This window comes from Bacillus tequilensis KCTC 13622 (assembly GCF_000507145.1).
Taxonomy (GTDB): Bacteria; Bacillota; Bacilli; order Bacillales; family Bacillaceae; genus Bacillus; species Bacillus tequilensis.
The window spans coordinates 607,195-628,657 of sequence record NZ_AYTO01000034.1; the positions used below are offsets into that span (position 1 = coordinate 607,195).

General features: G+C 43.4%; 30 protein-coding genes. 20 read left to right on the forward strand and 10 right to left on the reverse strand.

The window, feature by feature from the left end; genetic code table 11:
• Positions 1–5: 5 nt before the first annotated feature.
• From V756_RS0114835 to yodN, 6 genes are all read left to right on the forward strand, one after another.
• Complete coding sequence (locus tag V756_RS0114835) at positions 6–1,316, forward strand: peptidase (RefSeq protein WP_081719869.1); 1,311 nt, start codon at positions 6–8, stop codon at positions 1,314–1,316.
• On the forward strand, positions 1,294–2,121 hold the full coding sequence (gene ablB, locus V756_RS0114840; RefSeq protein WP_024715345.1) for a putative beta-lysine N-acetyltransferase: 828 nt from the start codon (positions 1,294–1,296) through the stop codon (positions 2,119–2,121). The genes V756_RS0114835 and ablB overlap by 23 nt, the downstream gene beginning before the upstream one ends.
• Before the next feature lie 29 nt (positions 2,122–2,150).
• Positions 2,151–3,566 carry a lysine 2,3-aminomutase gene (kamA, locus tag V756_RS0114845; protein WP_024715346.1) on the forward strand — a complete coding sequence of 472 codons (1,416 nt, stop codon included), beginning with the start codon at positions 2,151–2,153 and terminating at the stop codon, positions 3,564–3,566.
• Entirely contained in the window at positions 3,563–3,841 is a 279-nt protein-coding gene (locus tag V756_RS0114850; RefSeq protein WP_024715347.1) for a YokU family protein, read from the forward strand. The genes kamA and V756_RS0114850 overlap by 4 nt, the downstream gene beginning before the upstream one ends.
• Positions 3,842–3,927: 86 nt before the next feature.
• Complete coding sequence (locus V756_RS0114855) at positions 3,928–4,152, forward strand: YozE family protein (protein WP_010331315.1); 225 nt, start codon at positions 3,928–3,930, stop codon at positions 4,150–4,152.
• A gap of 149 nt (positions 4,153–4,301) precedes the next feature.
• The gene (yodN, locus tag V756_RS0114860) at positions 4,302–4,982 is read left to right on the forward strand and encodes a germination protein YodN (protein WP_024715348.1); all 681 of its coding nucleotides are present in this window, start codon (positions 4,302–4,304) and stop codon (positions 4,980–4,982) included.
• Here yodN and V756_RS0114865 read toward each other — a convergent pair.
• Positions 4,979–5,122, reverse strand: a complete 144-nt coding sequence (locus V756_RS0114865; RefSeq protein ID WP_024715349.1) for a hypothetical protein — start codon at positions 5,120–5,122, stop codon at positions 4,979–4,981. The two genes, yodN and V756_RS0114865, sit on opposite strands and share 4 nt — an antisense overlap.
• Positions 5,123–5,243: 121 nt before the next feature.
• Here V756_RS0114865 and V756_RS01000000122500 point away from each other — a divergent pair, with 121 nt between their 5' ends.
• The 3 genes from V756_RS01000000122500 to yodL all read left to right on the forward strand — a co-directional run bounded on the left by V756_RS01000000122500 (position 5,244) and on the right by yodL (position 6,482).
• Positions 5,244–5,420 carry a YozD family protein gene (locus tag V756_RS01000000122500; RefSeq protein ID WP_032682118.1) on the forward strand — a complete coding sequence of 59 codons (177 nt, stop codon included), beginning with the start codon at positions 5,244–5,246 and terminating at the stop codon, positions 5,418–5,420.
• Between the two features lie 75 nt (positions 5,421–5,495).
• Positions 5,496–6,107 carry a phosphatase PAP2 family protein gene (locus tag V756_RS0114875; protein WP_024715350.1) on the forward strand — a complete coding sequence of 204 codons (612 nt, stop codon included), beginning with the start codon at positions 5,496–5,498 and terminating at the stop codon, positions 6,105–6,107.
• A gap of 60 nt (positions 6,108–6,167) precedes the next feature.
• Positions 6,168–6,482, forward strand: coding sequence for a shape determination protein YodL (yodL, locus tag V756_RS0114880; RefSeq protein ID WP_024715351.1), 315 nt, complete (start codon positions 6,168–6,170; stop codon positions 6,480–6,482).
• A 38-nt stretch (positions 6,483–6,520) separates the two neighbouring features.
• Here yodL and yoyE read toward each other — a convergent pair whose 3' ends face one another.
• Positions 6,521–6,646, reverse strand: a complete 126-nt coding sequence (gene yoyE, locus V756_RS01000000122505) for a protein YoyE (RefSeq protein ID WP_003218142.1) — start codon at positions 6,644–6,646, stop codon at positions 6,521–6,523.
• A 203-nt stretch (positions 6,647–6,849) separates the two neighbouring features.
• On the opposite strand from yoyE, the gene deoD reads away from it, so the two are divergent.
• On the forward strand, positions 6,850–7,551 hold the full coding sequence (gene deoD, locus V756_RS0114890; protein ID WP_024715352.1) for a purine-nucleoside phosphorylase: 702 nt from the start codon (positions 6,850–6,852) through the stop codon (positions 7,549–7,551).
• An 82-nt stretch (positions 7,552–7,633) separates the two neighbouring features.
• A complete protein-coding gene (ldcB, locus tag V756_RS0114895; protein ID WP_024715353.1) occupies positions 7,634–8,455 on the forward strand; it encodes an LD-carboxypeptidase LdcB in 822 nt (273 codons plus the stop codon).
• A gap of 65 nt (positions 8,456–8,520) precedes the next feature.
• Here the strand turns inward: ldcB and V756_RS0114900 are convergent, their stop codons facing one another.
• Complete coding sequence (locus V756_RS0114900; protein WP_024715354.1) at positions 8,521–8,772, reverse strand: hypothetical protein; 252 nt, start codon at positions 8,770–8,772, stop codon at positions 8,521–8,523.
• An 87-nt stretch (positions 8,773–8,859) separates the two neighbouring features.
• The gene (locus V756_RS0114905; RefSeq protein WP_024715355.1) at positions 8,860–9,561 is read right to left on the reverse strand and encodes a class I SAM-dependent methyltransferase; all 702 of its coding nucleotides are present in this window, start codon (positions 9,559–9,561) and stop codon (positions 8,860–8,862) included.
• A gap of 152 nt (positions 9,562–9,713) precedes the next feature.
• On the opposite strand from V756_RS0114905, the gene ctpA reads away from it, so the two are divergent.
• On the forward strand, positions 9,714–11,114 hold the full coding sequence (ctpA, locus tag V756_RS0114910) for a carboxy-terminal processing protease CtpA (RefSeq protein WP_024715356.1): 1,401 nt from the start codon (positions 9,714–9,716) through the stop codon (positions 11,112–11,114).
• 34 nt (positions 11,115–11,148) lie between these two features.
• Here the strand turns inward: ctpA and V756_RS0114915 are convergent, their stop codons facing one another.
• Both V756_RS0114915 and V756_RS0114920 read right to left on the reverse strand, forming a co-directional pair.
• Positions 11,149–12,639: a sodium:solute symporter family protein gene (locus V756_RS0114915; protein WP_024715357.1), complete on the reverse strand. Its 1,491-nt coding sequence runs from the start codon at positions 12,637–12,639 to the stop codon at positions 11,149–11,151.
• Positions 12,639–12,839 carry a DUF3311 domain-containing protein gene (locus tag V756_RS0114920; protein ID WP_024715358.1) on the reverse strand — a complete coding sequence of 67 codons (201 nt, stop codon included), beginning with the start codon at positions 12,837–12,839 and terminating at the stop codon, positions 12,639–12,641. The genes V756_RS0114915 and V756_RS0114920 overlap by 1 nt, the downstream gene beginning before the upstream one ends.
• Positions 12,840–13,022: 183 nt before the next feature.
• Between V756_RS0114920 and V756_RS0114925 the strand changes: the two genes are divergently transcribed.
• On the forward strand, positions 13,023–13,934 hold the full coding sequence (locus V756_RS0114925) for a ring-cleaving dioxygenase (protein ID WP_024715359.1): 912 nt from the start codon (positions 13,023–13,025) through the stop codon (positions 13,932–13,934).
• Between the two features lie 15 nt (positions 13,935–13,949).
• Positions 13,950–14,552, forward strand: coding sequence for an alpha/beta hydrolase (locus V756_RS0114930; protein ID WP_024715360.1), 603 nt, complete (start codon positions 13,950–13,952; stop codon positions 14,550–14,552).
• Between the two features lie 45 nt (positions 14,553–14,597).
• Here V756_RS0114930 and V756_RS0114935 read toward each other — a convergent pair whose 3' ends face one another.
• On the reverse strand, positions 14,598–15,206 hold the full coding sequence (locus V756_RS0114935) for a nitroreductase family protein (protein WP_024715361.1): 609 nt from the start codon (positions 15,204–15,206) through the stop codon (positions 14,598–14,600).
• 129 nt (positions 15,207–15,335) lie between these two features.
• Between V756_RS0114935 and yodB the strand changes: the two genes are divergently transcribed.
• Both yodB and V756_RS0114945 read left to right on the forward strand, forming a co-directional pair.
• Positions 15,336–15,674: a transcriptional regulator YodB gene (gene yodB / locus V756_RS0114940; RefSeq protein WP_024715362.1), complete on the forward strand. Its 339-nt coding sequence runs from the start codon at positions 15,336–15,338 to the stop codon at positions 15,672–15,674.
• A gap of 343 nt (positions 15,675–16,017) precedes the next feature.
• Positions 16,018–16,254, forward strand: a complete 237-nt coding sequence (locus tag V756_RS0114945) for a hypothetical protein (protein WP_024715363.1) — start codon at positions 16,018–16,020, stop codon at positions 16,252–16,254.
• 33 nt (positions 16,255–16,287) lie between these two features.
• Here the strand turns inward: V756_RS0114945 and V756_RS0114950 are convergent, their stop codons facing one another.
• Positions 16,288–16,761, reverse strand: a complete 474-nt coding sequence (locus V756_RS0114950; protein WP_024715364.1) for an Hsp20/alpha crystallin family protein — start codon at positions 16,759–16,761, stop codon at positions 16,288–16,290.
• Positions 16,762–16,858: 97 nt separating this feature from the next.
• Between V756_RS0114950 and rarD the strand changes: the two genes are divergently transcribed.
• The 4 genes from rarD (at position 16,859) to bshB2 (ending at position 19,141) form a co-directional block, all read left to right on the forward strand.
• Positions 16,859–17,755 carry an EamA family transporter RarD gene (gene rarD, locus V756_RS0114955; RefSeq protein ID WP_024715365.1) on the forward strand — a complete coding sequence of 299 codons (897 nt, stop codon included), beginning with the start codon at positions 16,859–16,861 and terminating at the stop codon, positions 17,753–17,755.
• A gap of 75 nt (positions 17,756–17,830) precedes the next feature.
• Entirely contained in the window at positions 17,831–18,109 is a 279-nt protein-coding gene (gene yoyC, locus V756_RS0114960; RefSeq protein ID WP_024715366.1) for a protein YoyC, read from the forward strand.
• Complete coding sequence (locus V756_RS0114965; protein WP_010334594.1) at positions 18,106–18,456, forward strand: YojF family protein; 351 nt, start codon at positions 18,106–18,108, stop codon at positions 18,454–18,456. The genes yoyC and V756_RS0114965 overlap by 4 nt, the downstream gene beginning before the upstream one ends.
• A gap of 19 nt (positions 18,457–18,475) precedes the next feature.
• The gene (gene bshB2, locus V756_RS0114970; RefSeq protein WP_024715367.1) at positions 18,476–19,141 is read left to right on the forward strand and encodes a bacillithiol biosynthesis deacetylase BshB2; all 666 of its coding nucleotides are present in this window, start codon (positions 18,476–18,478) and stop codon (positions 19,139–19,141) included.
• Positions 19,142–19,167: 26 nt separating this feature from the next.
• Here the strand turns inward: bshB2 and rsbRC are convergent, their stop codons facing one another.
• The gene (gene rsbRC / locus V756_RS0114975) at positions 19,168–20,016 is read right to left on the reverse strand and encodes an RsbT co-antagonist RsbRC (protein WP_024715368.1); all 849 of its coding nucleotides are present in this window, start codon (positions 20,014–20,016) and stop codon (positions 19,168–19,170) included.
• Positions 20,017–20,031: 15 nt separating this feature from the next.
• On the reverse strand, positions 20,032–21,390 hold the full coding sequence (locus V756_RS0114980; protein WP_024715369.1) for an MATE family efflux transporter: 1,359 nt from the start codon (positions 21,388–21,390) through the stop codon (positions 20,032–20,034).
• Positions 21,391–21,463 lie beyond the last annotated feature (73 nt).

Here is a 21,463-nt window from a genome sequence, read left to right on the forward strand (position 1 = left end):
GGGGAATGAGGATGGAAGAGATTGAGAGAAAAGTAATCGGGTGGCTTGATCAGCATTCGGCCAAAGCCATTCGTCTTCTCAAAAGGCTGATCGGAGAAAAAAGCACATTGGGCTCAGAGTTTAACGCTCAAGCAGTCGTGCTTGAAAAGCTCCGGCAATTTCAGATGGACATTGACTTGTGGGAGCCAAGCCTAAAGCAATTAAAACAGCATCCCTACTTTAAATCGGATCGTTCTGATTTTCATGAAAGCCCGAACATTGTTGCCAAAAAAACGGGAGCGGGCGGGGGCAGGTCACTGATTTTAAACGGTCATATCGATGTTGTGCCTGAAGGCAGTGTAAAGGATTGGACGTATGAGCCATTTCAAGCTGTCGAAGAAAACGGTAAAATATACGGCCGCGGCTCAACGGATATGAAGGGAGGCAATACAGCCCTTCTTTTTGCTTTAGAAGCCCTGCACGCCTGCGATGTCAAATTGAAGGGAGATGTATTGTTTCAAAGTGTTATAGATGAAGAGTGCGGCGGTGCGGGAACACTGTCTGCCATCATGAGAGGCTATCGTGCTGACGGTGCGCTGATTCCGGAACCCACGAATATGAAACTTTTTATAAAGCAGCAGGGCTCGATGTGGTTTCGGATCACAGTGAAGGGATTGGCGGCACATGGAGGCACACGCTATGAGGGAGTAAGCGCGATTGAAAAAAGCATGCACGTGATCACAGCCATACAAGAGCTGGAGAAAGTCCGCAATGCGAGAATATCAGATCCGCTGTATGACAATGTCCCCATACCAGTACCGGTGAATATCGGCACCATCTCAGGCGGTGCATGGCCATCTTCCGTTGCAGACCGTGTCGTTATTGAAGGAAGATGCGGAATTGCTCCCCATGAACAACCAGAAGCCGTAAAACTTGAATTGGAAAACTGGCTGAAGGATTTAGAATACCGTGACGAATGGTTTAAACGCCACCCGGTAAAAGTGGAATGGTTCGGCGCTCAATGGCTGCCAAATGATTTACCTGATGACCATCCTTTAATTTCAGTGCTGCAATCAGCCTATCAAAAAATGAAACGGACAGCGCCAATCACCGAAGCCTCGCCATGGGGAACGGACGGAGGACTTTTATATCATGCGGGAGATACGCCAGTGATTGTATTCGGGCCTGGGGAAACAAAAACAGCCCATCAGGCAAATGAATACATTGAGGTTGAAGCCATGATAGAATCTGCTAAAATTATTGCGCTTTTTGTTATGGATTGGTGCGGGGTTCATACAGACGGGGAGGATGCGGATGCTCAAGTCGATAAAGAGTAACGGGGTTACAGCTGTTCTGGATCATGACGGCTTTAATAAACGAATCAGAGTGGTTCGTTATGACGGGGCCATTGAGAAGGCTCTGCCTGAAATCGTGGCAGCAGCAAAAGAAGAGAAGGCGGACAAAATCATCGTCTATGCGAAACAGCATGATGAGCCAGTGCTTGCCAAGCAATTGTTTGCGCCGGAGGGTTTTCTCAAGGGCTATTATCTCGGCCATCCGGCATGTGTCATGGTCCGTTATCTCACAGAAAAGCGGAGGCAAACAGATTCTTATGTAAAGGAACATGAGATGATAGAAGCTTTATATCGCACAGCACCTCGCCGCCGAAGTGAAAATAAACCCGATTTTACGATAAGAAAAGCAGAAGCAAATGACATGTACCAGCTATCGATGCTGTATAAAAAAGTATTCCGTACGTATCCGACCCCAGTATTTGATCCCGCTTATATTGAACAGACGATGAATGAAAATACGATATATTATGTCATGCTTGATCATGACAGTCTGATCTGCGCAGCAAGCGCAGATATCAATCCAGAGCTGGGTCATGCGGAAATAACTGACTGCGCTGTGCTTCCGGAATATCGCGGATGTTCACTGACGAGCTTTTTAATTGAAGCATTAGAAAAAGAAATGGCTGAGCAGGAGATCTTTCACGTATTTTCTCTCGCCCGTGCTGCGTCTTTTGGGATGAATGCTGTGTTGTACCATTCCGGTTATCAATACGGCGGAAGGCTGATCAATAATTGCTATATATCCGAAGGTCTTGAAAACATGAATATATGGTGCAAGCACCTGTAAGTGAAAACGTTGCGCGAGGAGGAATTCATTTGGAAAGCAAATGGTATAAACCGAAACGGCATTGGAAGGAGATCGAGTTATGGAAGGACGTTCCGGAAGAGAAATGGAACGATTGGCTTTGGCAGCTGACACATACGGTAAGAACGTTAGATGATTTGAAAAAAGTCATTAATTTGACCGAAGATGAAGAGGAAGGCGTCAGAATTTCAACCAAAACGATCCCCTTAAATATTACACCTTACTATGCTTCCTTAATGGACCCCGACAATCCGAGATGCCCGATCCGCATGCAGTCAGTACCGCTTTCTGAAGAAATGCACAAAACAAAATACGATCTGGAAGACCCGCTCCATGAGGATGAAGATTCACCGGTGCCAGGTTTGACGCACCGCTATCCAGACCGTGTGCTGTTTCTTGTCACGAATCAATGTTCCATGTACTGCCGCTACTGCACAAGAAGGCGTTTTTCCGGACAAATTGGAATGGGCGTCCCTAAAAAACAGCTTGATGCTGCGATTGCTTATATCCGCGAAACACCCGAAATCCGTGATTGTTTGATTTCAGGCGGTGACGGGCTGTTAATCAATGACCAAATTTTAGAATACATTTTAAAAGAGCTCCGCAGCATTCCGCATCTGGAAGTCATCAGAATCGGAACAAGGGCGCCTGTCGTCTTTCCGCAGCGCATTACCGATCAGCTGTGCGAAATACTGAAAAAATATCATCCGGTCTGGCTGAACACCCATTTCAACACAAGCATCGAAATGACAGAGGAATCCGTTGAGGCCTGTGAAAAGCTGGTGAACGCAGGAGTGCCGGTCGGAAATCAGGCCGTCGTGTTAACGGGTATTAATGATTCGGTCCCCATCATGAAAAAGCTCATGCACGACTTGGTAAAAATCAGAGTCCGCCCATATTATATTTATCAATGTGATCTGTCAGAAGGGATCGGGCATTTCAGAGCCCCTGTTTCCAAAGGTTTGGAGATTATTGAAGGGCTGAGAGGCCATACCTCAGGGTATGCGGTTCCTACCTTTGTCGTTGACGCACCGGGCGGCGGGGGAAAAATCGCCCTGCAGCCAAACTATGTCCTGTCGCAAAGTCCAGACAAAGTCATCTTGAGAAATTTTGAAGGTGTGATTACGTCATATCCGGAGCCGGAGAATTATATTCCTAACCAGGCTGACGCCTATTTTGAGTCCGTTTATCCTGAAATCGCTGACAAAAAGGAGCCGATCGGGCTAAGTGCCATTTTTGCTGACAAAGATGTCTCATTCACACCGGAAAATGTAGCCCGAATCAAAAGAAGAGAGGCATATATAGCGAATCCGGAGCATGAAACATTAAAAGACCGGCGTGAGAAAAGAGACCAGCTCAAAGAAAAGAAATATTTGGCGCAGCAAAAAAAGCAGAAAGGCGCTGAAAACGGAGGTGATTCTTCATGAGAACATGCGAATGGTGCGGCGAGCTTAAAGCGATACCCGGCAGGAACACGGTATACTGGGAGCTCCCTGATGGAACAAGAGCCATAGAACTGACAGACACCCCCGCCATGGTGTGTGCTTCCTGTGGAATGACCTATCAGGAGGAAGCCACAATAAAGGAGGTTGAGGATCAGCTGCTTTTGATTCAAACAAAAAATCTGCCCGAAAGCCTGACGTATCAGCAGCTCATGGAGACAGAAAGGATTCTGAAACGCAATTATTTTGACTTCTCCTGAATGATTGTTCGGTATTCTTTTGTTGTAATTTTACACTTGAATTGTATAATAGAACAACAAAAGACAGACACCAGGAGGGGAAACCCATGAAATCCTTTTATCACTATTTATTGAAATACAGACACCCGAAGCCGCAGGACAGCATCAGTGAATTTGCCAATCAAGCGTATGAGGATCACAGCTTCCCAAAAACCTCAACCGATTATCATGAAATCAGTTCATATTTAGAGCTGAACGCAGATTATCTTCATACGATGGCGACGTTTGATGAAGCTTGGGATCAATACGAGGCTGAAGTGCACGGCAGATAGTAGCTGGTTCATCCGCAGATCACTGCGGATTTTTTTATGCCCTCACCCATATATAATTGGATATTTCCTTTGGTTTTCATGCCCATGCGAATCGGAGTCACCCGGCATACGATAGCGTATGAGAAATGTTGCGGCGAGGGGGAGACACCATGAAGCAAAATAAACCGAAATTCCAAGTAGGGGATGTTGTAGTCGTTATAATGTATGGAACAGTCGGCACTATTACAAAAGTACACCAAATTGATAAACACTATCTTTATGAAGTGAATCATAATGAAGTCCTATACTTTGAATCGTCCATTCAGCTTTATAAAGATTATGAGGGTGTCATTGTCGACATGGAAAAACTTGATATTGAGTATGAATTCCTTATTGGAGACGTTGTTTATGTAAAAGATTATGGAAAAGAACTCTTTCGCATTATCGGCCACAGAACAGAAATTTGGAGATATTTAGAAGACGGATGGGAAGATATTATTTATGAGCTGACCCGTTTAAAGGATGGAGAGTGGCTTGAAACGGAGGAAGAGGATCTCACGCTGGTTCTAAGAAAATATGAAATGGACCAGTTTGTACATCAGCTGTTGTTTGTCCACTATGTCGGAGAAACTGGCCATGAGATCGGCGAAGATATCGCATCGTCTGCTCTTCTTCAGTTTGAAGGCGATGATGAAGATCAAGATACCCTTCACATCCTTGCTGTATCAATTGTTGATGAGCTTCTGGATATTTATAATGACTACAAAATTTTGTACGAAATGTTTCAAGATGAAGAGTATAAAGATATGATGATGTTTGTTTTGGAAAGTTTAAAAGAGCATTTCAGTTAGTTTGTGAACAAACGGATTAAAATATATAAAAAATAAGGCAGACAGCCCCATATCATGACATGCGTCATTCCTTTGAGCGTTTTTTCCATTATGATATCAAATCGTTCTCCGTCCAGTGCTTCCATCATTTTAGCAATCATTGGCGTCAGCCTCCTATGGCTTGTTTTTTATTCAATGTATATGATTGAAAGAATTGTTTAGAACACGGGGTATAATTCAGCCTGTTTTTTCATAAAACATAAAAAAGGAGGCGGTACGGAGATGAAAGAAATAGATCTTGTAATTGATACGGAAGAAATCGCTGAATTTTTTTACAGAGAGCTTGCAAAACGGGGCTACATACCGAGTGAGGATGAACTGTTTGAAATCGCTGATATTACCTTTGATTATTTGATAGAAAAATGTATGATAGATGAAGAGCTGGATGAAGAGGATTGAGGCTTAAAACCGGAGCGGTCAGCTCCGGTTTTATTATTCGTGTTCTATGACTTATGTGAAAATCGAGGTGGTTACATGTACAAGCCCATTAGTCTGTTTCTTTTCTTTCTTTTTCTCGCTGCAGCCATTCATGCAAATGCTGTTCAATCAGCAGATGAAACGATAAGCAAGGCAGCTGTTTTGATCCGTCAGCCATGGCTGAATGATGTCATGACAGGGGTCACGTATCTTGGTACTTCTTCTTTTTTGCTCCCTCTTATCGTAATGATTGGGGCTGTGCTGTTTTTTTACAGAAAAACATGGGACGGGCTTTTGATGCTCTTCGTATTCGGCGCCGATCGGCTGTTAAACAAAGTCTTAAAAGAATGGATCGAACGAGTGAGGCCTGATTTTGCTCCGCTGGTTCATGAATCATCTTTCAGCTTTCCGAGCGGCCACTCCATGAACACTGCCTGTGTCTATCCTGTCATTGCCTACTTTTTAGTGAAACACCTCCCGTTTTTCTCTAAATATAAAAAAACAGTATACACCATAGCTGGTGTCATCACAGTTTTGGTCGGCATAAGCAGAGTCTATCTGGGCGTTCATTTTGTGACCGACGTGCTGGGAGGCTTTAGTCTCGGCTTGCTTCTGTTTTTCCTGGTAAAAGGTTTTGACGAAAAGATAAAGCGGTTTCGACAAAAATAGAGAGAGGAAAACGTGGTAAAAACGCCAATATGTAAAAGAAATAAAAGGGAGGGGATCTTGATGATGTTATCCGTGTTTAAAAAGAAGTCTTGTTCCTATGACGTGACAATATTCCAAACACCCCGGTTTGGTGAAAAAAAAGGCTACAGAGCCGTCTATCGAACTGAACTGCACGGGAGCGATCATCAAGACGTGCTGAAAAGAGCATTCTCTGTGTTTAATGTATTTGACACCGTTCCAAGTGATTATGATGCGAGATTTATGGCCACTGGGGACGTGATTCTGATTGATGAAGGCAGAAAAGGGAAAACATATTACAAACTCCTTCCCGCCGGATGGAGAAAAATCAATCGCCTGATTGTACAAACGACATAACGAAAAGAAAACTGCGGATTTCCGCAGTTTTCTGCAGTTTAAGGCTTGCGTTTGGCAGCGGAATACTCTTTCCCGTGCGCCTCTTCAGCTGCAATGACATCTTTTGCGGGTATATGATTGTTCTTTTTTTGGCCGGTGATCCTGTTGCGCTGTTTTTTACCCATGTCTCATTCCTCCTTCCTGCGGTTAGGTTTTCAAATAAACACCTCGATTATCCCGTTTTTCTCCGGAAGTGCCCAAACTGCTCCGGAACATTTCTTTTTTGGCGATATTCCTTTATAATCAATGACTGAAGTTTGTCTCATTATGACTTTCGTTGTAAAATGAACGGACTGAATGATAATTTAGATTTACAGGAGGATATGAGATGAGTGTACATATAGGTGCTGAAAAAGGACAAATTGCAGATACAGTGCTTTTGCCGGGAGATCCTCTCAGAGCAAAATTTATTGCTGAAACGTATCTTGAAAATGTAGAATGCTACAATGAAGTCAGAGGCATGTATGGGTTTACGGGTACATACAAAGGCAAAAAAATCTCCGTGCAAGGCACGGGAATGGGTGTTCCGTCTATTTCGATTTATGTAAATGAATTAATACAAAGCTATGGCGTGCAAAATCTAATAAGAGTAGGTTCTTGCGGGGCTATCCGTAAAGATGTTAAAGTGAGAGACGTCATTTTGGCGATGACTTCCTCAACTGATTCACAAATGAACAGAGTTGCTTTCGGAAGCATTGATTTTGCGCCATGCGCAGATTTCGAGCTTTTAAAAAATGCCTATGATGCCGCAAAAGATAAAGGTGTGCCGGTAACGGTAGGAAGCGTATTTACAGCTGATCAGTTTTACAACGACGATTCACAAATTGAAAAGCTTGCAAATTACGGAGTGCTTGGCGTTGAGATGGAAACAACTGCATTGTATACATTAGCAGCGAAGCACGGAAGAAAAGCGCTGTCAATTCTCACCGTGAGCGATCATGTATTAACAGGAGAAGAAACGACAGCGGAAGAGCGTCAAACCACATTTCATGATATGATAGAAGTGGCTTTGCATTCTGTGTCACAATAAAATAAATTAAGAGGCGTGCTGGGTGCCGGCAGCCTCTTCTTTATGGATGCGGAAACGATTGATAAAAGGAAGGTAATGTATGATGAAAAAGTCTGGTAAATGGTTCTCACTGGCTGCCGCTCTGAGTGTAACGGCAATAGTCGGAGCCGGCTGCAGCATGTCAAATGGAGATGCTCAAAAAGATACGAAAACCACAGCAGAAACTAAGCAATCAGAACAAAAAACAACTGATGCGAAAAACACAAACACCCAGAACAGTGAGTTTTCATTGGAAAGCAAGTATTTCAATGATATTAAAAAAGTGGATGGTCTGGAAACCATTCAAAATCCAGAAAATATACTGGCGCTTGTCAATAAACAATACGCGCTGCCCGGAAACTATGAACCTAGCGATCTTGTCATACCTGATGTAGAGTTTTCTTTTGAAGAAAAGATTCAAAAACGTTACATCAGAAAGGAAGCGGCCGACGCATTAAAAACGATGTTCGATGCTGCGAAAAAGGAAGGCTATGAACTGGCAGCTGTCTCAGGCTACCGTGCGTATGACAGACAGAAAGTCATTTTTGACAATGAAGTAAGCCTTAAAGGGGAAAAGAAGGCAAAAGAAGCGGTCGCTTATCCGGGTGAAAGCGAGCACCAAACAGGCCTTGCGATGGACATTTCCAGCCGAAGCAACGGCTTTGAGCTAAATGAAGCGTTCGGAAGCACGGCAGACGGAAAATGGGTGCAGGACAATGCTTATCAATATGGCTTTATCATTCGCTATCCGAAAAATAAAGAGGATATCACGAAATATGAATATGAGCCATGGCATCTGCGCTATGTCGGCAAAAAGGCTGCAAAAGTTATCCATGATAATGATTTAACGCTGGAAGAGTATTTTGAAAAAGTGAAGAAAATTTAAAAGGAAAAGCCCGCTTACTCTAGATAAGCGGGCTTCATTGTGTCTGGTGAATCTAGTGCTGGTTCTTACCAGAAGAATAAACCAGCAAGAGCGACCCCTGTAATTAAACCGAGGGAAATACCGTAAGCTGCTCCAAATCCCCAAGAACCGCCCCAATATCCGTAACCGAAACCTCTTGGCCCTCCGCCGGTCGGAGCTATAAAAACTCTGTTTCTGGTTACATGGGTAATTCTGCCGACGTGAACTCTCCCGCCTCTTTCTGTAATTCTGACGACTTTACCTTGATGGTTTCTGCAAAGGTGGTAATATCTTTCCAATATTGTTTCCCTCCTATACTGACTTTCTATCAGCATATGATAGATGGGAGAAAAAGGTTGGACGAAAACAGGGGGCAAAACGCCGTTTTACTTATAAGCAATAAAGATACAATGACCCATGTACTCTCTATACATCTGCATGAGTTCATAATGTGTTTGAAGCGTATCGTAATACATAGGGTCAATCGTTTGCGATAAATCCATCTCTGTGGTTGGCTCAAATTCCATGTCATCAGGGAGAAGTGACATCGCTTCCGTTTTATGGAACCCGTATGATTTCAGGAGCTTATGCCACTCGGATTCTTCATGTAAACAAGTAAAACCGTAAAAATCCAGCATTTGCTTCTTTTCTGCAGGCGGCATCGGTTTTTTTAAAGCCGCTTCGATACCAATCAGCATCCCGCCGGGCTTCAATACTCTTGCAATTTCTTGAAGAGAGGATGTCAGATGGGAAAAACTGAGGACGGATTCTGACAAGACGCAGGAAAAGGACTCAGAAGAAAACGGGAGGTGTTCTAGTTCCGCCTGATATGCAGGGATGGCAAGCCCTTCATTTGCAAATCTTCTTTTCGCTTTCTCAAGCATGATAGGATCTTTATCAACGACTGTTACAGGATACAGCAAATGTCCTAAATAAGCCGCTGTTTGCCCCGTTCCGCATCCGGCATCAAGAATCGGCTGATTCGGGGAGGGCGCAGCCTTTTGCAGGACCGCTTTTGAAAAAGCCAAACCGCCAGGATGCGCTCCTGCGACACCGAATAAGGACAGCATTTCTAAATATCGGCTCAATATCAAATCCTCCTTTTTCTTTATCATATGTCGTATAAAGACATAGGTTTATGAAAAGCGAAAGAAGGGCGTTTCTCTTTCATTTCTGCTCCGAGTTGACGAATAAGAATTCGTCCATGATAATAATGTAAGAAGAAAAAGGTGGTGTTTAATTGAAACGGCAATTAAAACTGTTTTTTATTGTGCTGATCACTGCAGTTGTCGCTTCAGCGCTTACTTTATTTATTACGGGCAATTCCAGCATCCTGGGCCAAAAATCAGCAGGCGCGGGAGACAGCAAGTTCGACAAATTAAATAAAGCGTATGAGCAAATCAAAAGTGATTATTACCAAAAAACAGATGATGACAAATTAGTAGACGGAGCAATTAAAGGAATGATTCAATCTCTGGGTGATCCGTATTCCACATATATGGATCAAGAGGAAGCAAAATCATTCGACCAAACGATCTCTGCTTCCTTTGAAGGGATCGGAGCCCAAGTAGAGGAGAAAGACGGTGAAATCCTTATTGTGTCGCCGATTAAAGGTTCACCTGCTGAAAAAGCCGGAATCAAACCGAGGGACCAAATCCTTAAAGTGGACGGAAAAAGCGTCAAGGGCATGAATGTAAATGAGGCCGTCGCTTTAATCCGAGGTAAAAAGGGCACAAAAGTGAAGCTTGAGCTGAACAGAGCGGGAGTCGGAAATATTGATCTTTCCATTAAGCGCGATACCATCCCTGTAGAAACCGTCTATTCAGAAATGAAAGACAATAACATCGGTGAAATTCAAATCACTTCTTTCTCTGAAACCACTGGTAAAGAGCTGAAAGATGCGATTGACAGTTTAGAGAAAAAAGGCGCCAAAGGCTATATTTTAGACTTAAGAGGCAACCCGGGGGGCTTAATGGAGCAGGCGATTACAATGAGTAACCTGTTCATTGACAAGGGTAAAAACATCATGCAGGTTGAATACAAAAATGGTACTAAAGAAGTTATGAAAGCTGAAAAAGAACGAAAAGTCACGAAGCCGACCGTCGTTTTAGTCAATGACGGAACAGCCAGCGCCGCGGAAATTATGTCTGCTGCCCTTCATGAATCGTCAGGCATACCGTTAATCGGCGAAACGACATTTGGCAAAGGCACAGTGCAGACAGCAAAAGAATACGATGATGGTTCCAACGTCAAACTGACAGTTGCCAAATGGCTGACTGCCGATGGTGAGTGGATTCACAAAAAAGGCATCAAGCCTCAAGTGAAAGCAGAGCTGCCTGATTACGCAAAGCTGCCTTATTTGGACGCGGATAAAACGTACAAATCAGGTGATTCAGGCACAAACGTCAAAGTAGCTCAACAAATGCTCAAAGCACTTGGCTACAAGGTAAAGGTTAACAGTACGTATGACCAGAATTTTGTATCTGCCGTCAAACAATTCCAGAAAAAAGAGAAGCTGAAAGAAACAGGCGTACTGACTGGCGATACAACAACGAAATTAATGACAGAACTTCAAAAGAAGCTGTCTCATAATGATACACAGATGAAAAAGGCTATTGAAACGCTGAAAAAACAAATGTGAAAAAAACCATACGCGGCAGCCGCGTATGGTTTTTTTATGCACCCTTTTGATTCGGGTTAGCGTCTTGTTTTTTACCAAATAATCCTTCAATGACAGGATTGGATCCTGCCTTTTTGACGAACAGCGGATTCAGAATAACCACAGCAATGATGTTTGCGGCCAATCCCCAGAATCCTTCATAAATGCCATGTGCGGATTGAGTGGTATACACAATAAACGTAACCGCAAGGCCGGCTAATAATCCGATAACTGTCGCTTCTTTCGTTTGGCGCTTCCAGAATAGACTGACAGCAATCGCCGGGAAGATTTGCACCATGCCGGATACACCTAATAGCTGGAGTGTCACTAAGGCAGTCGGGAACAGCATTCCAAACAGAAGCGCGAGACCGATCACAACAAACACCATTGAGCGTGTGATAAGGGTCAGCTTGCTTTGAGACACATTTGGATGAATCAAATCCCGATATAGGTTGTTAGCAAATAAATTCGATGCCCCAATTGCCATAATGGAACAAGGTATTAATGAAGCAAGAGCGATTGTGGCATATGCAAAACCTTGTGCCACGCCGCCGTAAGATGTTTGAATCAAATGCAGCAGCGCCAATCTTGGATTTGTATCTTCCGGCAGGACAAGAAAGGCGATAAAGCCAAGAAAAATGACCAAAATTAATACAATATTATAAAGCGGCAAAAACATGCTGTTTTTTCTTATTGCATCCGCGCTTTTCGCCGTGAAAACACCTGTGGCGGCATGTGCCCACATAAAAAGTGCGAGAGCGGAAACGATAGATGCTGTAATAAACCAAGGAATGCCTTTTGGCCCTTCTGTTGGTATTGTCAGCATTTGCGGCGCTTCCTTCACTAACGTGTCAATCATCGGTGTCCAGCCGTTAAAATGAATGAGAGGGAGGGACACCACCATAAACAGCATAATCACCCAGACTAAAATGTCTTTAATGATCGCTGTAAATGTAGGACCTTTAATCCCGCTGAAGAATGTGTAAAGAGCAACTAGAAAAAATGAGATGATGACAACGAATTTTACATTAATATAGCCGGTGCCGGCAACCTGAAGCGTATCTTGAATGCCGCTCAGCTGAAGGCATATGTACGGAATCAGCATCAGCACACCGATGATGGCGACGAGGCTGGCTAAAAGTTTACTGTCAAAACGTTCCCGGGCATAATCCGCAAGTGTTGTTAATTTGTGAATTTTCGCAACTTTCCAAAGTTTCGGCAAGAAGAAGTAGGCGATAAAGTAAGCCAGCACAGAATAAGGAATGGCGAAAAATGCAACACTTCCGCCCGTATATGCGGTACTGGTTAACCCTAAGAAAGTATAAGCAGTATAGAGGTCAGCGCCTACTAAAAACCAGACGAGAAGACCGCCGAAGCGTCTGCCGCCGACTGACCATTCTTCTACTGAGGTTCGTGAGGATTTGTCCCTTCCGGCGAGAAATCCGATACAGACAACGGTTAAAACAATAATAGCTGTAATAAGAAGTGCAGTGAGATTCCCTTGCATTATTCAAATCCTCCATCTTTTTTTTGCATCTGATAAATCCCAAACGAGCATAACGGTGTAATGATAATCCACAACAGCAGCCAAAAGTGGAAAAACGGAAGACCGAACATAATCGGTTCGATTCGATTCACAAGCGGCAATAGCGCAAGCTGAGCGAATGGCAAAAGAATGAGAATAACAATAAGTGCTTTTTTAACCATTTACTTTCCTCCTGAAACATGATAATGCTCACTATAATAGCAGTTGTTAGAAAAGATCACAAGATAATTATTAGAAAAAAATGATTTTTTCAATTATTTAATGCAAACACATGGTTTGCATCCTTCTCAATAAAGGTTTAAAATAATAAACATCTTGAAATCGAGATAAATAGGAGTGGGAAAATGAAAACAGAAGGATTGCACCATGTCACAGCATTCGCCAAAAATCCGCAGGGAAACTTGCGGTTTTATACAGAAGTGCTTGGGCTCAGACTTGTCAAAAAAACTGTAAACTTTGATGATCCCGGAACGTATCATTTTTACTTTGGGAATCAAAATGGAGATCCCGGTACAATTATAACCTTTTTTCCGTTTCAAGGAAGCGGACAGGGAACGGTAGGAAAAGGCCAAGCGGGCCGGGTGTACTTTTCAGTTCCTAAGGGCTCCCTGTCTTTTTGGAAGGAACGTCTTGAGACAAACGGACTAAATCTTGAGGAGATAACGTTATTCGGTGAAAAGGCTCTAATGTTTGATGATACGGAAGACCTTCCGCTAGCGATCATGGAGGATGCAAAAAGCGGCAAAAGCGAGTGGACGCCTGAGGGCATTTCAGAACATGAAGCAATTATTGGAATGAAAGGCGTGCTGCTGTATTCCTATGATCCGCAGGCGACCATACAATTTTTAACCGAAAGCTTTGGATACGTCAAAGCGGGGGAAGAAGACCAGATTGTCAGACTGACATCCTCAGCTGCAATCGGCAGTGTCATTGACGTACATTTACACACTGAAAAAAGAGGTGTGGGAGGTTATGGAACTGTACACCACGTAGCATTTCGGACAACAAAAGAGGAACAGGCGAAATGGCTGCCGGTTATTGCGGAAAACCATCTTCCTTCGTCAGAAATCCTTGATAGAGAATACTTTACATCCGTTTATTTTAGAGAGAAAGGCGGTATCTTATTTGAAATCGCCTCAGATGAACCGGGCTTTATGACAGATGAACCGTTTGATGAGCTTGGGACTTCATTAAAACTGCCTGAATGGCTGGAGAAACATAGACGACAAATTACAGACGTTTTGCCTGAACTTTAGAAAGGGGAATTTATAATGAAGCATATTTATGAAAAAGGAACATCAGACAACGTACTTTTGCTGTTACATGGCACTGGCGGAAATGAACACGACCTGCTTTCGTTAGGGCGGTTTATAGACCCTCATGCCCATCTGCTTGGAGTCAGAGGCTCGGTGCTTGAAAATGGAATGCCGCGTTTTTTCAAACGTCTGAGTGAAGGTGTCTTTGATGAAAAGGACCTCGTGGAACGGACAAGGGAATTGAAAGATTTTATCGACGAGGCTGCAGAAACACATCAATTTGATCGCGACAGAGTCATTGCGGTCGGTTATTCAAACGGAGCAAATATTGCGGCAAGCTTGCTTTTTCACTATAAAGATGTCTTAAAAGGGGCTATCCTGCATCATCCAATGGTTCCGCTTCGCGGTCTTAAGCTGCCTGATATGTCGGGACTTCCTGTTTTTATCGGTGCCGGGAAATACGATCCTCTCTGTACGAAGGAAGAATCAGAAGAGCTTTACGGCTATTTGCGTGACAGCGGGGCAGCAGCCTCCGTATTCTGGCAGGATGGAGGCCATCAGCTGACACAGCATGAAGCTGAACAGGCTCGCGATTGGTACAAAACTGCGATTGTATAATAAAAAAACCTTAGTCCGACATACGGACTAAGGTTTTTCATATCCTTACAGCCAAGTTGACATTTTTGAAAGCGGCAAACGGTTGCTTTGGTGGGCTGGTTTTACGGCTTTTCCGATTGAAATAAGCATAACAGGAACGTAGCGCTCACTGATATCAAATTGTTTTTGGAACTGCTCTTTGTTAAATCCGCCGATTGCGCAAGTGTCATAACCTTTTGCTTTTGCGGCAATCATAAGCTGCATAGCGGCTAATGAAGCATTTAAGAAAGCGGAATCACGCGCGAATTGTTCGCTTTGGTAAGCACCGTTGATTTGGCCGAGCAATGTTTGTTTGATTTCATCTGTAACATAGCCTTGGCTTACTAATTCAGCGTAAACTTCTTCACCGTTTTCATTTGCTTTTAAATCGCCTAAAATGGCAACAACAGCAGAAGACTCAACGATTTGTTTTTGATTATACGCTACAGGGAGAAGCGACGCTTTTGATTCATCGCTGTGGAATACTGTGAAATGCCAATGCTGAAGGTTCCAAGCTGAAGGCGCTTTAGCGGCCAGGTCCAATAACTCAGTCAGTTCCTCCTTAGAGATGGGGGCATTTGTATCATATTCCTTTACAGATGCACGTGCTTTTAAAACATCCAGAGTATTCGTCATAGTGTTTCCTCCTTCGGATAAACGTGGTATGATAATAGAAAAGTTAGAAACTTACTAAATGTAACTTGAAAGATTATTGTAATGGATCATTGAATACATGTCAATCAATAGATGAAGGGATGGAGACTTGTGGGAAATACAATGTGTCCTAAAATGGAATCCGCTTTCTCATTGCTGGGAAAACGATGGAATGGTCTGATCATCCACGTGCTGATAGATGGACCGAAACGGTTTAAAGAGATAACGGAAACAATACCGATGATCAGCCAAAAAATGCTGGCGGAGCGCCTGAAGGAGCTAGAGCAAAACAAGATCGTCGAACGGCAGGTTCTCCCTGAAACGCCGGTCAAAGTCATCTATACGCTGACTGAAAAAGGAACAGCACTTCAAGCTGTTTTTCAAGAGATGCAGGCGTGGGCCGATCAATTTTGCGAGCCGGGTGAAACGATGTGTGACAAAGAGAAATAAGAACAAAGGCGTCCGGGAAAGAGCCTTTGTTTCGATGATAAAGTCATGTAAATGGTGGATCATACCGTTTACATGACTTTTTATGTTTAACAGAGTGAGCCGCCTGAGCTCGCGGTTCTTTTACGGATTTGAAGCAATATGAAGAGAAGGTTATTTGTGGAAAATAGGAAATGGTGAATCCGTGAAAAAGTGGAGGATAAATAAGAGAACCTCTGATAAAGCTCTCTTTTTTTACTGTTTTATGGTTTTATCGTTTTCTATTCCATGACTCAGTGCGTAGCCCAATCGTTTTTCGTGCTTGTTGAATACTTTACGTATAGGCAGACATAAAGGAGGAAAAATCATGTACCCTCATTTTTCATATTATCGCGGGGATCCAGGTCCAGCGGGATACCCGGCGCGCAGTCCTTTCTTGTTTGGCGCTCCTTTAGTCGGCGGTTTAATAGGCGGTTTTTTTGGGAGTGCTCTCTTTAACTATGCCCGTCCCTATGCCTTTCCGCCTGGCCCCTATGGATATGGAGGCGGGCCGTATGGCTTTGGTGCCGGCGTGCCATACGGGGGATATCCCGGCTTCTATTAATAAAAAACGGCCTGCCTCAGTGCAGGCCGTTTTTTATCGGATGATTTCTACCTCGGACATATTGTAATCTTGCTGCTTTTGAAACATGATTTCCAAAAGGCCATCCTTATAGACGGCTTTTGTTCCTTTCCGTTTGACTAAACAAGGAAGGTTTACTTTTTTGGGATGATCTGAATTCGGGAAGTTTTCTAACAATAATTCGTGCGATGTGTGTTTGATCCTCACCTGTTCGAGCTGGCCTTCGCTGATTGGCATCTTTACAAACACATGATCTGCTGTTTCGATTATATCTATATCAGGTTTAGCGTCTGGTTTTGCATCAGGTTTGGCGGGCTGTTCTTTTTGGGGAAGTGGATCTCGAAAAGGAAATTGAGCCGCATAATCACTGCCGAATACACTTTCCATCACACGATTTACATAGGTCTCTACTTCTTTTGGATCAGCTTTTTTTAACGCTTCCTTAGAAAATTGATTGTGGAAAGGAAAGTACTTGTTCCACTCAAACATCGTCGTCACACCCTTTCTTCATGGACAAAATAGTATATGCCCGCCAGATCTTTCACGTGATATAATATAAGATGCTCTAAAGAAAGGCGGGATTTACATGCAATATTCAGAAACAAAAAAAGGCGTTCTTTATACAGCCGTTTCCTTTATCTTGTGGGGGCTGTTTCCTCTTTATTGGAAGCTTCTTGAACAGCTGCCGGCTCTTGATATTTTGGCTCACCGTATTATATGGTCTTTTGTTTTTATGTGTATCGTTCTTTTTTTCTTGCGGCAATGGAAAACAGGATGGCAGGAGCTGCGATCTTTGAAACAGAAAGGCGGCATCCTTTCTTTATTTCTCGCTTCAATCCTGATTTCGGTTAACTGGTTTGTATACATATGGGCTGTCAACCATGGCTTTTTGCTTGAGGCTAGTCTTGGCTATTATATTAATCCGCTTGTATCAGTGCTCCTTGGGATATTCTTTTTAAAGGAAAAACTGAATCGCCTGCAAGTGGCGGCGGTTTCGATTGCGGCGGCCGGCGTCATCATTTCGGCGTTCCAATACGGCTCCATTCCTTATATTGCGCTTCTGCTTGCATTCAGCTTCGGGCTGTACGGGTTTAGCAAAAAAAGAACAAGCTTGCCGAGCGCTATCGGTTTAACACTGGAAACATTTATGATTACGCCGATTGCGTTGGGATATTTGCTGCTGAGCGGCCATGTTCAGCCCGCGGGTGCAGAAAGCGGAGGGACGTGGATGCTTCTCTTTTTTGCCGGTGTGTTTACGGCGCTGCCGCTATTATTGTTTGCGGAAGGAGCGAAACGGCTGCCGCTGTATCAAGTTGGTATCTTGCAATATATTGCACCGACTATTACTTTGCTGATCGGGCTCTTTGTTTATCATGAGCCATTTTCAAGCTCGAAGGCTTTTACATTCAGCTGTATATGGGCTGCATTGCTCTTGTTTACGTTTTCACAAGTGAAGTGGAAACGGGCGTCAAAAAGCCACTGAGGCCTTTGGCTTTTCAGTTGAAGCATATATTATGTATAATCATTTCATGTATGTAAGACATAAAGGAGCAAGACGATGGACAATGATAAAGAGATAGTGAAAGCCTATGCTTCACTTTGGAACAATCGATCTTTCGCAAGTGATGACGCAGAAGCGGTAGCGGAGGCGATAGATCTTGAGCTCTTGGATAAACGAACACATCCGAGGCTCCGAAAACCGATGCTGGAAAAATATTTTGCCGCGGTCCAGCGTATTGTGAATTCACAGCTCGAACCGGCAGTGAAATACCGGCTGGTCAAATTACATACAGAACGTGCAGAGCATTTAAAAGAAGAAAGAGGGGAGCAATCATGAAAGCAATCATAAAAGAAGATGTGCAAGCATCTTTAGAACGATATGCGGACCGCCCTGTATATATCCATTTAGAAACCACAACAGGTTCTTATTCAGCGCACTTAAATGAAAAAAACATGACGGTTGTTGCGTACATCCGCAATGCAAAAGTCACCTATCACCAGGCAAAAATCAAGGGCAGCGGACCTTACCGCGTCGGTTTGAAAACAGAAGAAGGCTGGATTTATGCTGAAGGCTTGACTGAATACACTGTAGACGAAGAGAACCGTTTGTTAATGGCGGGACACCTGCCGGGCGGTAAACTGGCTATTTCTCTGCAAATCAGTGAAAAACCGTTCACAGTTTAAAGAAAAGGGTGAAAATCGAATGAAAGAACATGTACTTGTAATCCTGCCTCACCCTGATGACGAATCATACGGAGTGGCAGGCCTCATTGCCTTAAACAGAAAAAAAGACATTCCCGTTACGTACGCCTGCGCGACGTTAGGTGAAATGGGCAGAAATATGGGCGATCCATTTTTCGCGAATCGGGAAACGTTGCCGCTCTTAAGAAAACAAGAGCTCATTAACGCTTGCAAAGAAATGGATATCAACGACCTTCGGATGCTTGGGCTCCGTGATAAAACGCTTGAATTCGAAGACGATGAGTATTTAGCTGATATCATGGAAGAGATTATAGATGATGTAAAACCAAGTTTAATTGTCACATTTTATCCAGAGCACGGCGTACACCCTGACCATGATGCATGCGGAGAAGCAGTTATCCGCGCATTGTACCGCAAAAAGAAAGAGGATCGTCCGCGCACAATCTGTATGGCCATTACGCGCAACAGAGAAGAGGTGCTCGGTGAAGCAGATGTCGTCCTTGATATCAAAGAAGTAGCGGATATTAAAATGAATGCGTTAAGAGCTCACCGCACACAAACAGAAGGCATGCTAAGAGAGCTTGAAGAAAAATTGAAAAACAATGAACCTGTTATGGCAACATGGTTTGAAGAAGAACGCTATTGGACGTACCAATGGAATGATTAATCAAAAAGGTATAAGGCCTTTAAGCCTTATACCTTTTTTAATTTTAAATCAGATGCAATTGCTGAAGCGAGGGTGGACCTCAAGGAAATATCTTCGAAAGACAAACCAAGCTGAACCGCCGTTTGCGCAATTTCGGGTCGGATTCCTGACAAAGTTGATGAAACGCCGATTAAACGCAGCGCCTCAATTAAACTGAACAGCTGGTGGGCAACCATCGTATCAATAACAACTACCCCCGATAAATCAATATACAGCTGCGTCACTTTTTTCTTCGCACATTGATGCAGTGTGTTTTCCATAATCAGTTTTGCGCGGACCGTATCAATATCGCCGATTAAAGGCAGCAGCCCAACGCTGTGAAACAGGACAATGACCGGTGCGCTTAATTCAGTAATCATATCTTTTTGAGCCTGAAGCTGAAGACTTGTGTTTTTGTACATTTCTTCTATAAAAATATGAATGACAAGATCGAATGCTTTTATAAGGGAGTGATATAGATCTTCGGCTTCTTCGCCTTTCACAGTCTCATGATTGAGATGGACAAATTCTTTCACATAAGAAATATATAGATCTCTCACTCTGACAAACTCACGGATAATATAGTGGATAGGAGTCTTTAAATGCTCCGGATCCTGTGTCACTTCAAAGGCCCATTCTTTCAGTATAGGCAGGTACACATCTTCGTCCTCTATAAAAATACGGTTAATCTTATAGTTGAAGGCAAGATTCTGGCTCTTTAAATTTTGAATGACAGCAGGGTCTGTTGATGCATAAATGGAATTCGGATCTGTCTCCTCGATTGTTTCATACCATGTTGAACTGATGGTCTCCGCATGCTGAGACAGATATTCGTATAATTTCTTGTTTTTTGCCATGATTGATCACCTCTTTTAGATGTATTGTTTTTGTGAATAACGTTTTTGCAGTTTTGCCAGCCTGAAAAACAGCCCAACTGCTCCGGCAGCAAGCCCTGTAATTAATCCGATCCAATAGCCGAACGCTCCGAGGCTTGTAAAGGTGCCGACCGCATAACCGACCGGCAGCCCGATGACCCAGTAAGAGACAAAAGCGGCAGCAAGCGTGTAGTTCACATCTTTGTACCCTCGAAGCGCTCCCTGAATCGGCGCGGCGACAGCATCAGAAAGCTGAAAAAACAGCGCGAAAATTAAAAAGTGCTGTGTCAGCCGAAGCACATCGGGATCAGAAGTGTACATGCCGGCAATTTGCTCTCTGAACAAAAGGATACAGGCAGCAGTTAATAAAGAAAAGCCGATCGCCATCATGATCCCGATTAAGCTGTATGAGCGCGCATCCTTAAAACGGGCTGCACCGGCTTCAAAACCGACCACAATAGTTAAAGCCATGGATACGCTGAGCGGCAGCATATATAAAAGCGAAGCAAAGTTCATGGCTGCCTGATGGGATGCGATGGTCACTGTATCAAAATGGCTCATCAAAAGCGTGACAGCTGCGAAAATGCTCGTTTCAAAAAATACAGCGAATCCAATAGGCAGCCCGATTTTGAGCATATTTTTGCATGCGTTCCAGGAGAATTTATACATTGTACGGAAAATCCCATATTCGGAAAACGGCGTGGATTTACGAATAATGAAAAAACTGATGATGCAGATACACCAATATGTAAGCGCAGACGCTAGCCCGGCACCGACGCCGCCAAGAGCCGGCATTCCGAATTTCCCGAAGATGAAAACGTAATTCAACACAAAATTGATCGGCAGAGAACTGAGTGTAATCATCATTGTGACTTTCGTTTTCCCTAATGAGTCAATGAATGATCTCAAAACAGTGTAAACAAATAAAGGGAAAATCCCTAGCGATAAAAAGCCTAAAAAGTGTTTAGCAATCTGGTGTACGTGTGTCTCAAGGTGCAATCGCCCGAGAATAAGGTCCACTGCAGCATATCCAATCGCTAAAACGGCGATGCTAAGAAGCGCGGCCACGTACACAGCCTGTAAAACAGTAAAGGGAATTTTTTGTTTTTTTCCAGCGCCTAATAACTGAGCGACAATCGGGGTGACCGCCATTAATATGCCTGCAAGTCCTGTGTAAACAGGGGTCCAAAGACTCGAGCCAATAGCCACACCGGCTAAATCAGCGGGGCTGACTTTCCCTGACATTACGGTATCTAAAAACGTCATCAGGGAGAGCCCCGCCTGGGTAATAAATATTGGAATGAATATGTGCAAAAGCTGTTTGATCTTTTGCCTGGCGTTTTGAGTTTCTTTCATACATTGATCTCCGTTTCTTTTTCATAACGAGAGAAATTATAACATTTTATGTATAAAAAGCAATGAACGCCGG

Excerpts from the sequence above, each read along its gene's own strand:
- V756_RS0114875 (WP_024715350.1), top strand. The coding sequence starts at position 5,496 with ATGTACAAGCCCATTAGTCTGTTTCTTTTCTTTCTTTTTCTCGCTGCA.
- V756_RS0114855 (WP_010331315.1), top strand. The coding sequence starts at position 3,928 with ATGAAATCCTTTTATCACTATTTATTGAAATACAGACACCCGAAGCCG.
- V756_RS0114930 (WP_024715360.1), top strand. The coding sequence starts at position 13,950 with ATGAAGCATATTTATGAAAAAGGAACATCAGACAACGTACTTTTGCTG.
- V756_RS0114920 (WP_024715358.1), bottom strand. The coding sequence starts at position 12,839 with ATGGTTAAAAAAGCACTTATTGTTATTCTCATTCTTTTGCCATTCGCT.
- yodN (WP_024715348.1), top strand. The coding sequence starts at position 4,302 with ATGAAGCAAAATAAACCGAAATTCCAAGTAGGGGATGTTGTAGTCGTT.
- V756_RS0114950 (WP_024715364.1), bottom strand. The coding sequence starts at position 16,761 with ATGTTTGAGTGGAACAAGTACTTTCCTTTCCACAATCAATTTTCTAAG.
- yoyE (WP_003218142.1), bottom strand. The coding sequence starts at position 6,646 with ATGGGTAAAAAACAGCGCAACAGGATCACCGGCCAAAAAAAGAACAAT.
- ablB (WP_024715345.1), top strand. The coding sequence starts at position 1,294 with ATGCTCAAGTCGATAAAGAGTAACGGGGTTACAGCTGTTCTGGATCAT.
- deoD (WP_024715352.1), top strand. The coding sequence starts at position 6,850 with ATGAGTGTACATATAGGTGCTGAAAAAGGACAAATTGCAGATACAGTG.
- V756_RS0114850 (WP_024715347.1), top strand. The coding sequence starts at position 3,563 with ATGAGAACATGCGAATGGTGCGGCGAGCTTAAAGCGATACCCGGCAGG.
- V756_RS0114965 (WP_010334594.1), top strand. The coding sequence starts at position 18,106 with ATGAAAGCAATCATAAAAGAAGATGTGCAAGCATCTTTAGAACGATAT.
- ldcB (WP_024715353.1), top strand. The coding sequence starts at position 7,634 with ATGAAAAAGTCTGGTAAATGGTTCTCACTGGCTGCCGCTCTGAGTGTA.
- yodL (WP_024715351.1), top strand. The coding sequence starts at position 6,168 with ATGATGTTATCCGTGTTTAAAAAGAAGTCTTGTTCCTATGACGTGACA.
- rsbRC (WP_024715368.1), bottom strand. The coding sequence starts at position 20,016 with ATGGCAAAAAACAAGAAATTATACGAATATCTGTCTCAGCATGCGGAG.
- yoyC (WP_024715366.1), top strand. The coding sequence starts at position 17,831 with ATGGACAATGATAAAGAGATAGTGAAAGCCTATGCTTCACTTTGGAAC.
- V756_RS0114935 (WP_024715361.1), bottom strand. The coding sequence starts at position 15,206 with ATGACGAATACTCTGGATGTTTTAAAAGCACGTGCATCTGTAAAGGAA.
- V756_RS0114925 (WP_024715359.1), top strand. The coding sequence starts at position 13,023 with ATGAAAACAGAAGGATTGCACCATGTCACAGCATTCGCCAAAAATCCG.
- V756_RS0114835 (WP_081719869.1), top strand. The coding sequence starts at position 6 with ATGAGGATGGAAGAGATTGAGAGAAAAGTAATCGGGTGGCTTGATCAG.
- V756_RS0114865 (WP_024715349.1), bottom strand. The coding sequence starts at position 5,122 with ATGATTGCTAAAATGATGGAAGCACTGGACGGAGAACGATTTGATATC.
- V756_RS0114915 (WP_024715357.1), bottom strand. The coding sequence starts at position 12,639 with ATGCAAGGGAATCTCACTGCACTTCTTATTACAGCTATTATTGTTTTA.
- V756_RS0114980 (WP_024715369.1), bottom strand. The coding sequence starts at position 21,390 with ATGAAAGAAACTCAAAACGCCAGGCAAAAGATCAAACAGCTTTTGCAC.
- rarD (WP_024715365.1), top strand. The coding sequence starts at position 16,859 with ATGCAATATTCAGAAACAAAAAAAGGCGTTCTTTATACAGCCGTTTCC.
- V756_RS0114945 (WP_024715363.1), top strand. The coding sequence starts at position 16,018 with ATGTACCCTCATTTTTCATATTATCGCGGGGATCCAGGTCCAGCGGGA.
- V756_RS01000000122500 (WP_032682118.1), top strand. The coding sequence starts at position 5,244 with ATGAAAGAAATAGATCTTGTAATTGATACGGAAGAAATCGCTGAATTT.
- bshB2 (WP_024715367.1), top strand. The coding sequence starts at position 18,476 with ATGAAAGAACATGTACTTGTAATCCTGCCTCACCCTGATGACGAATCA.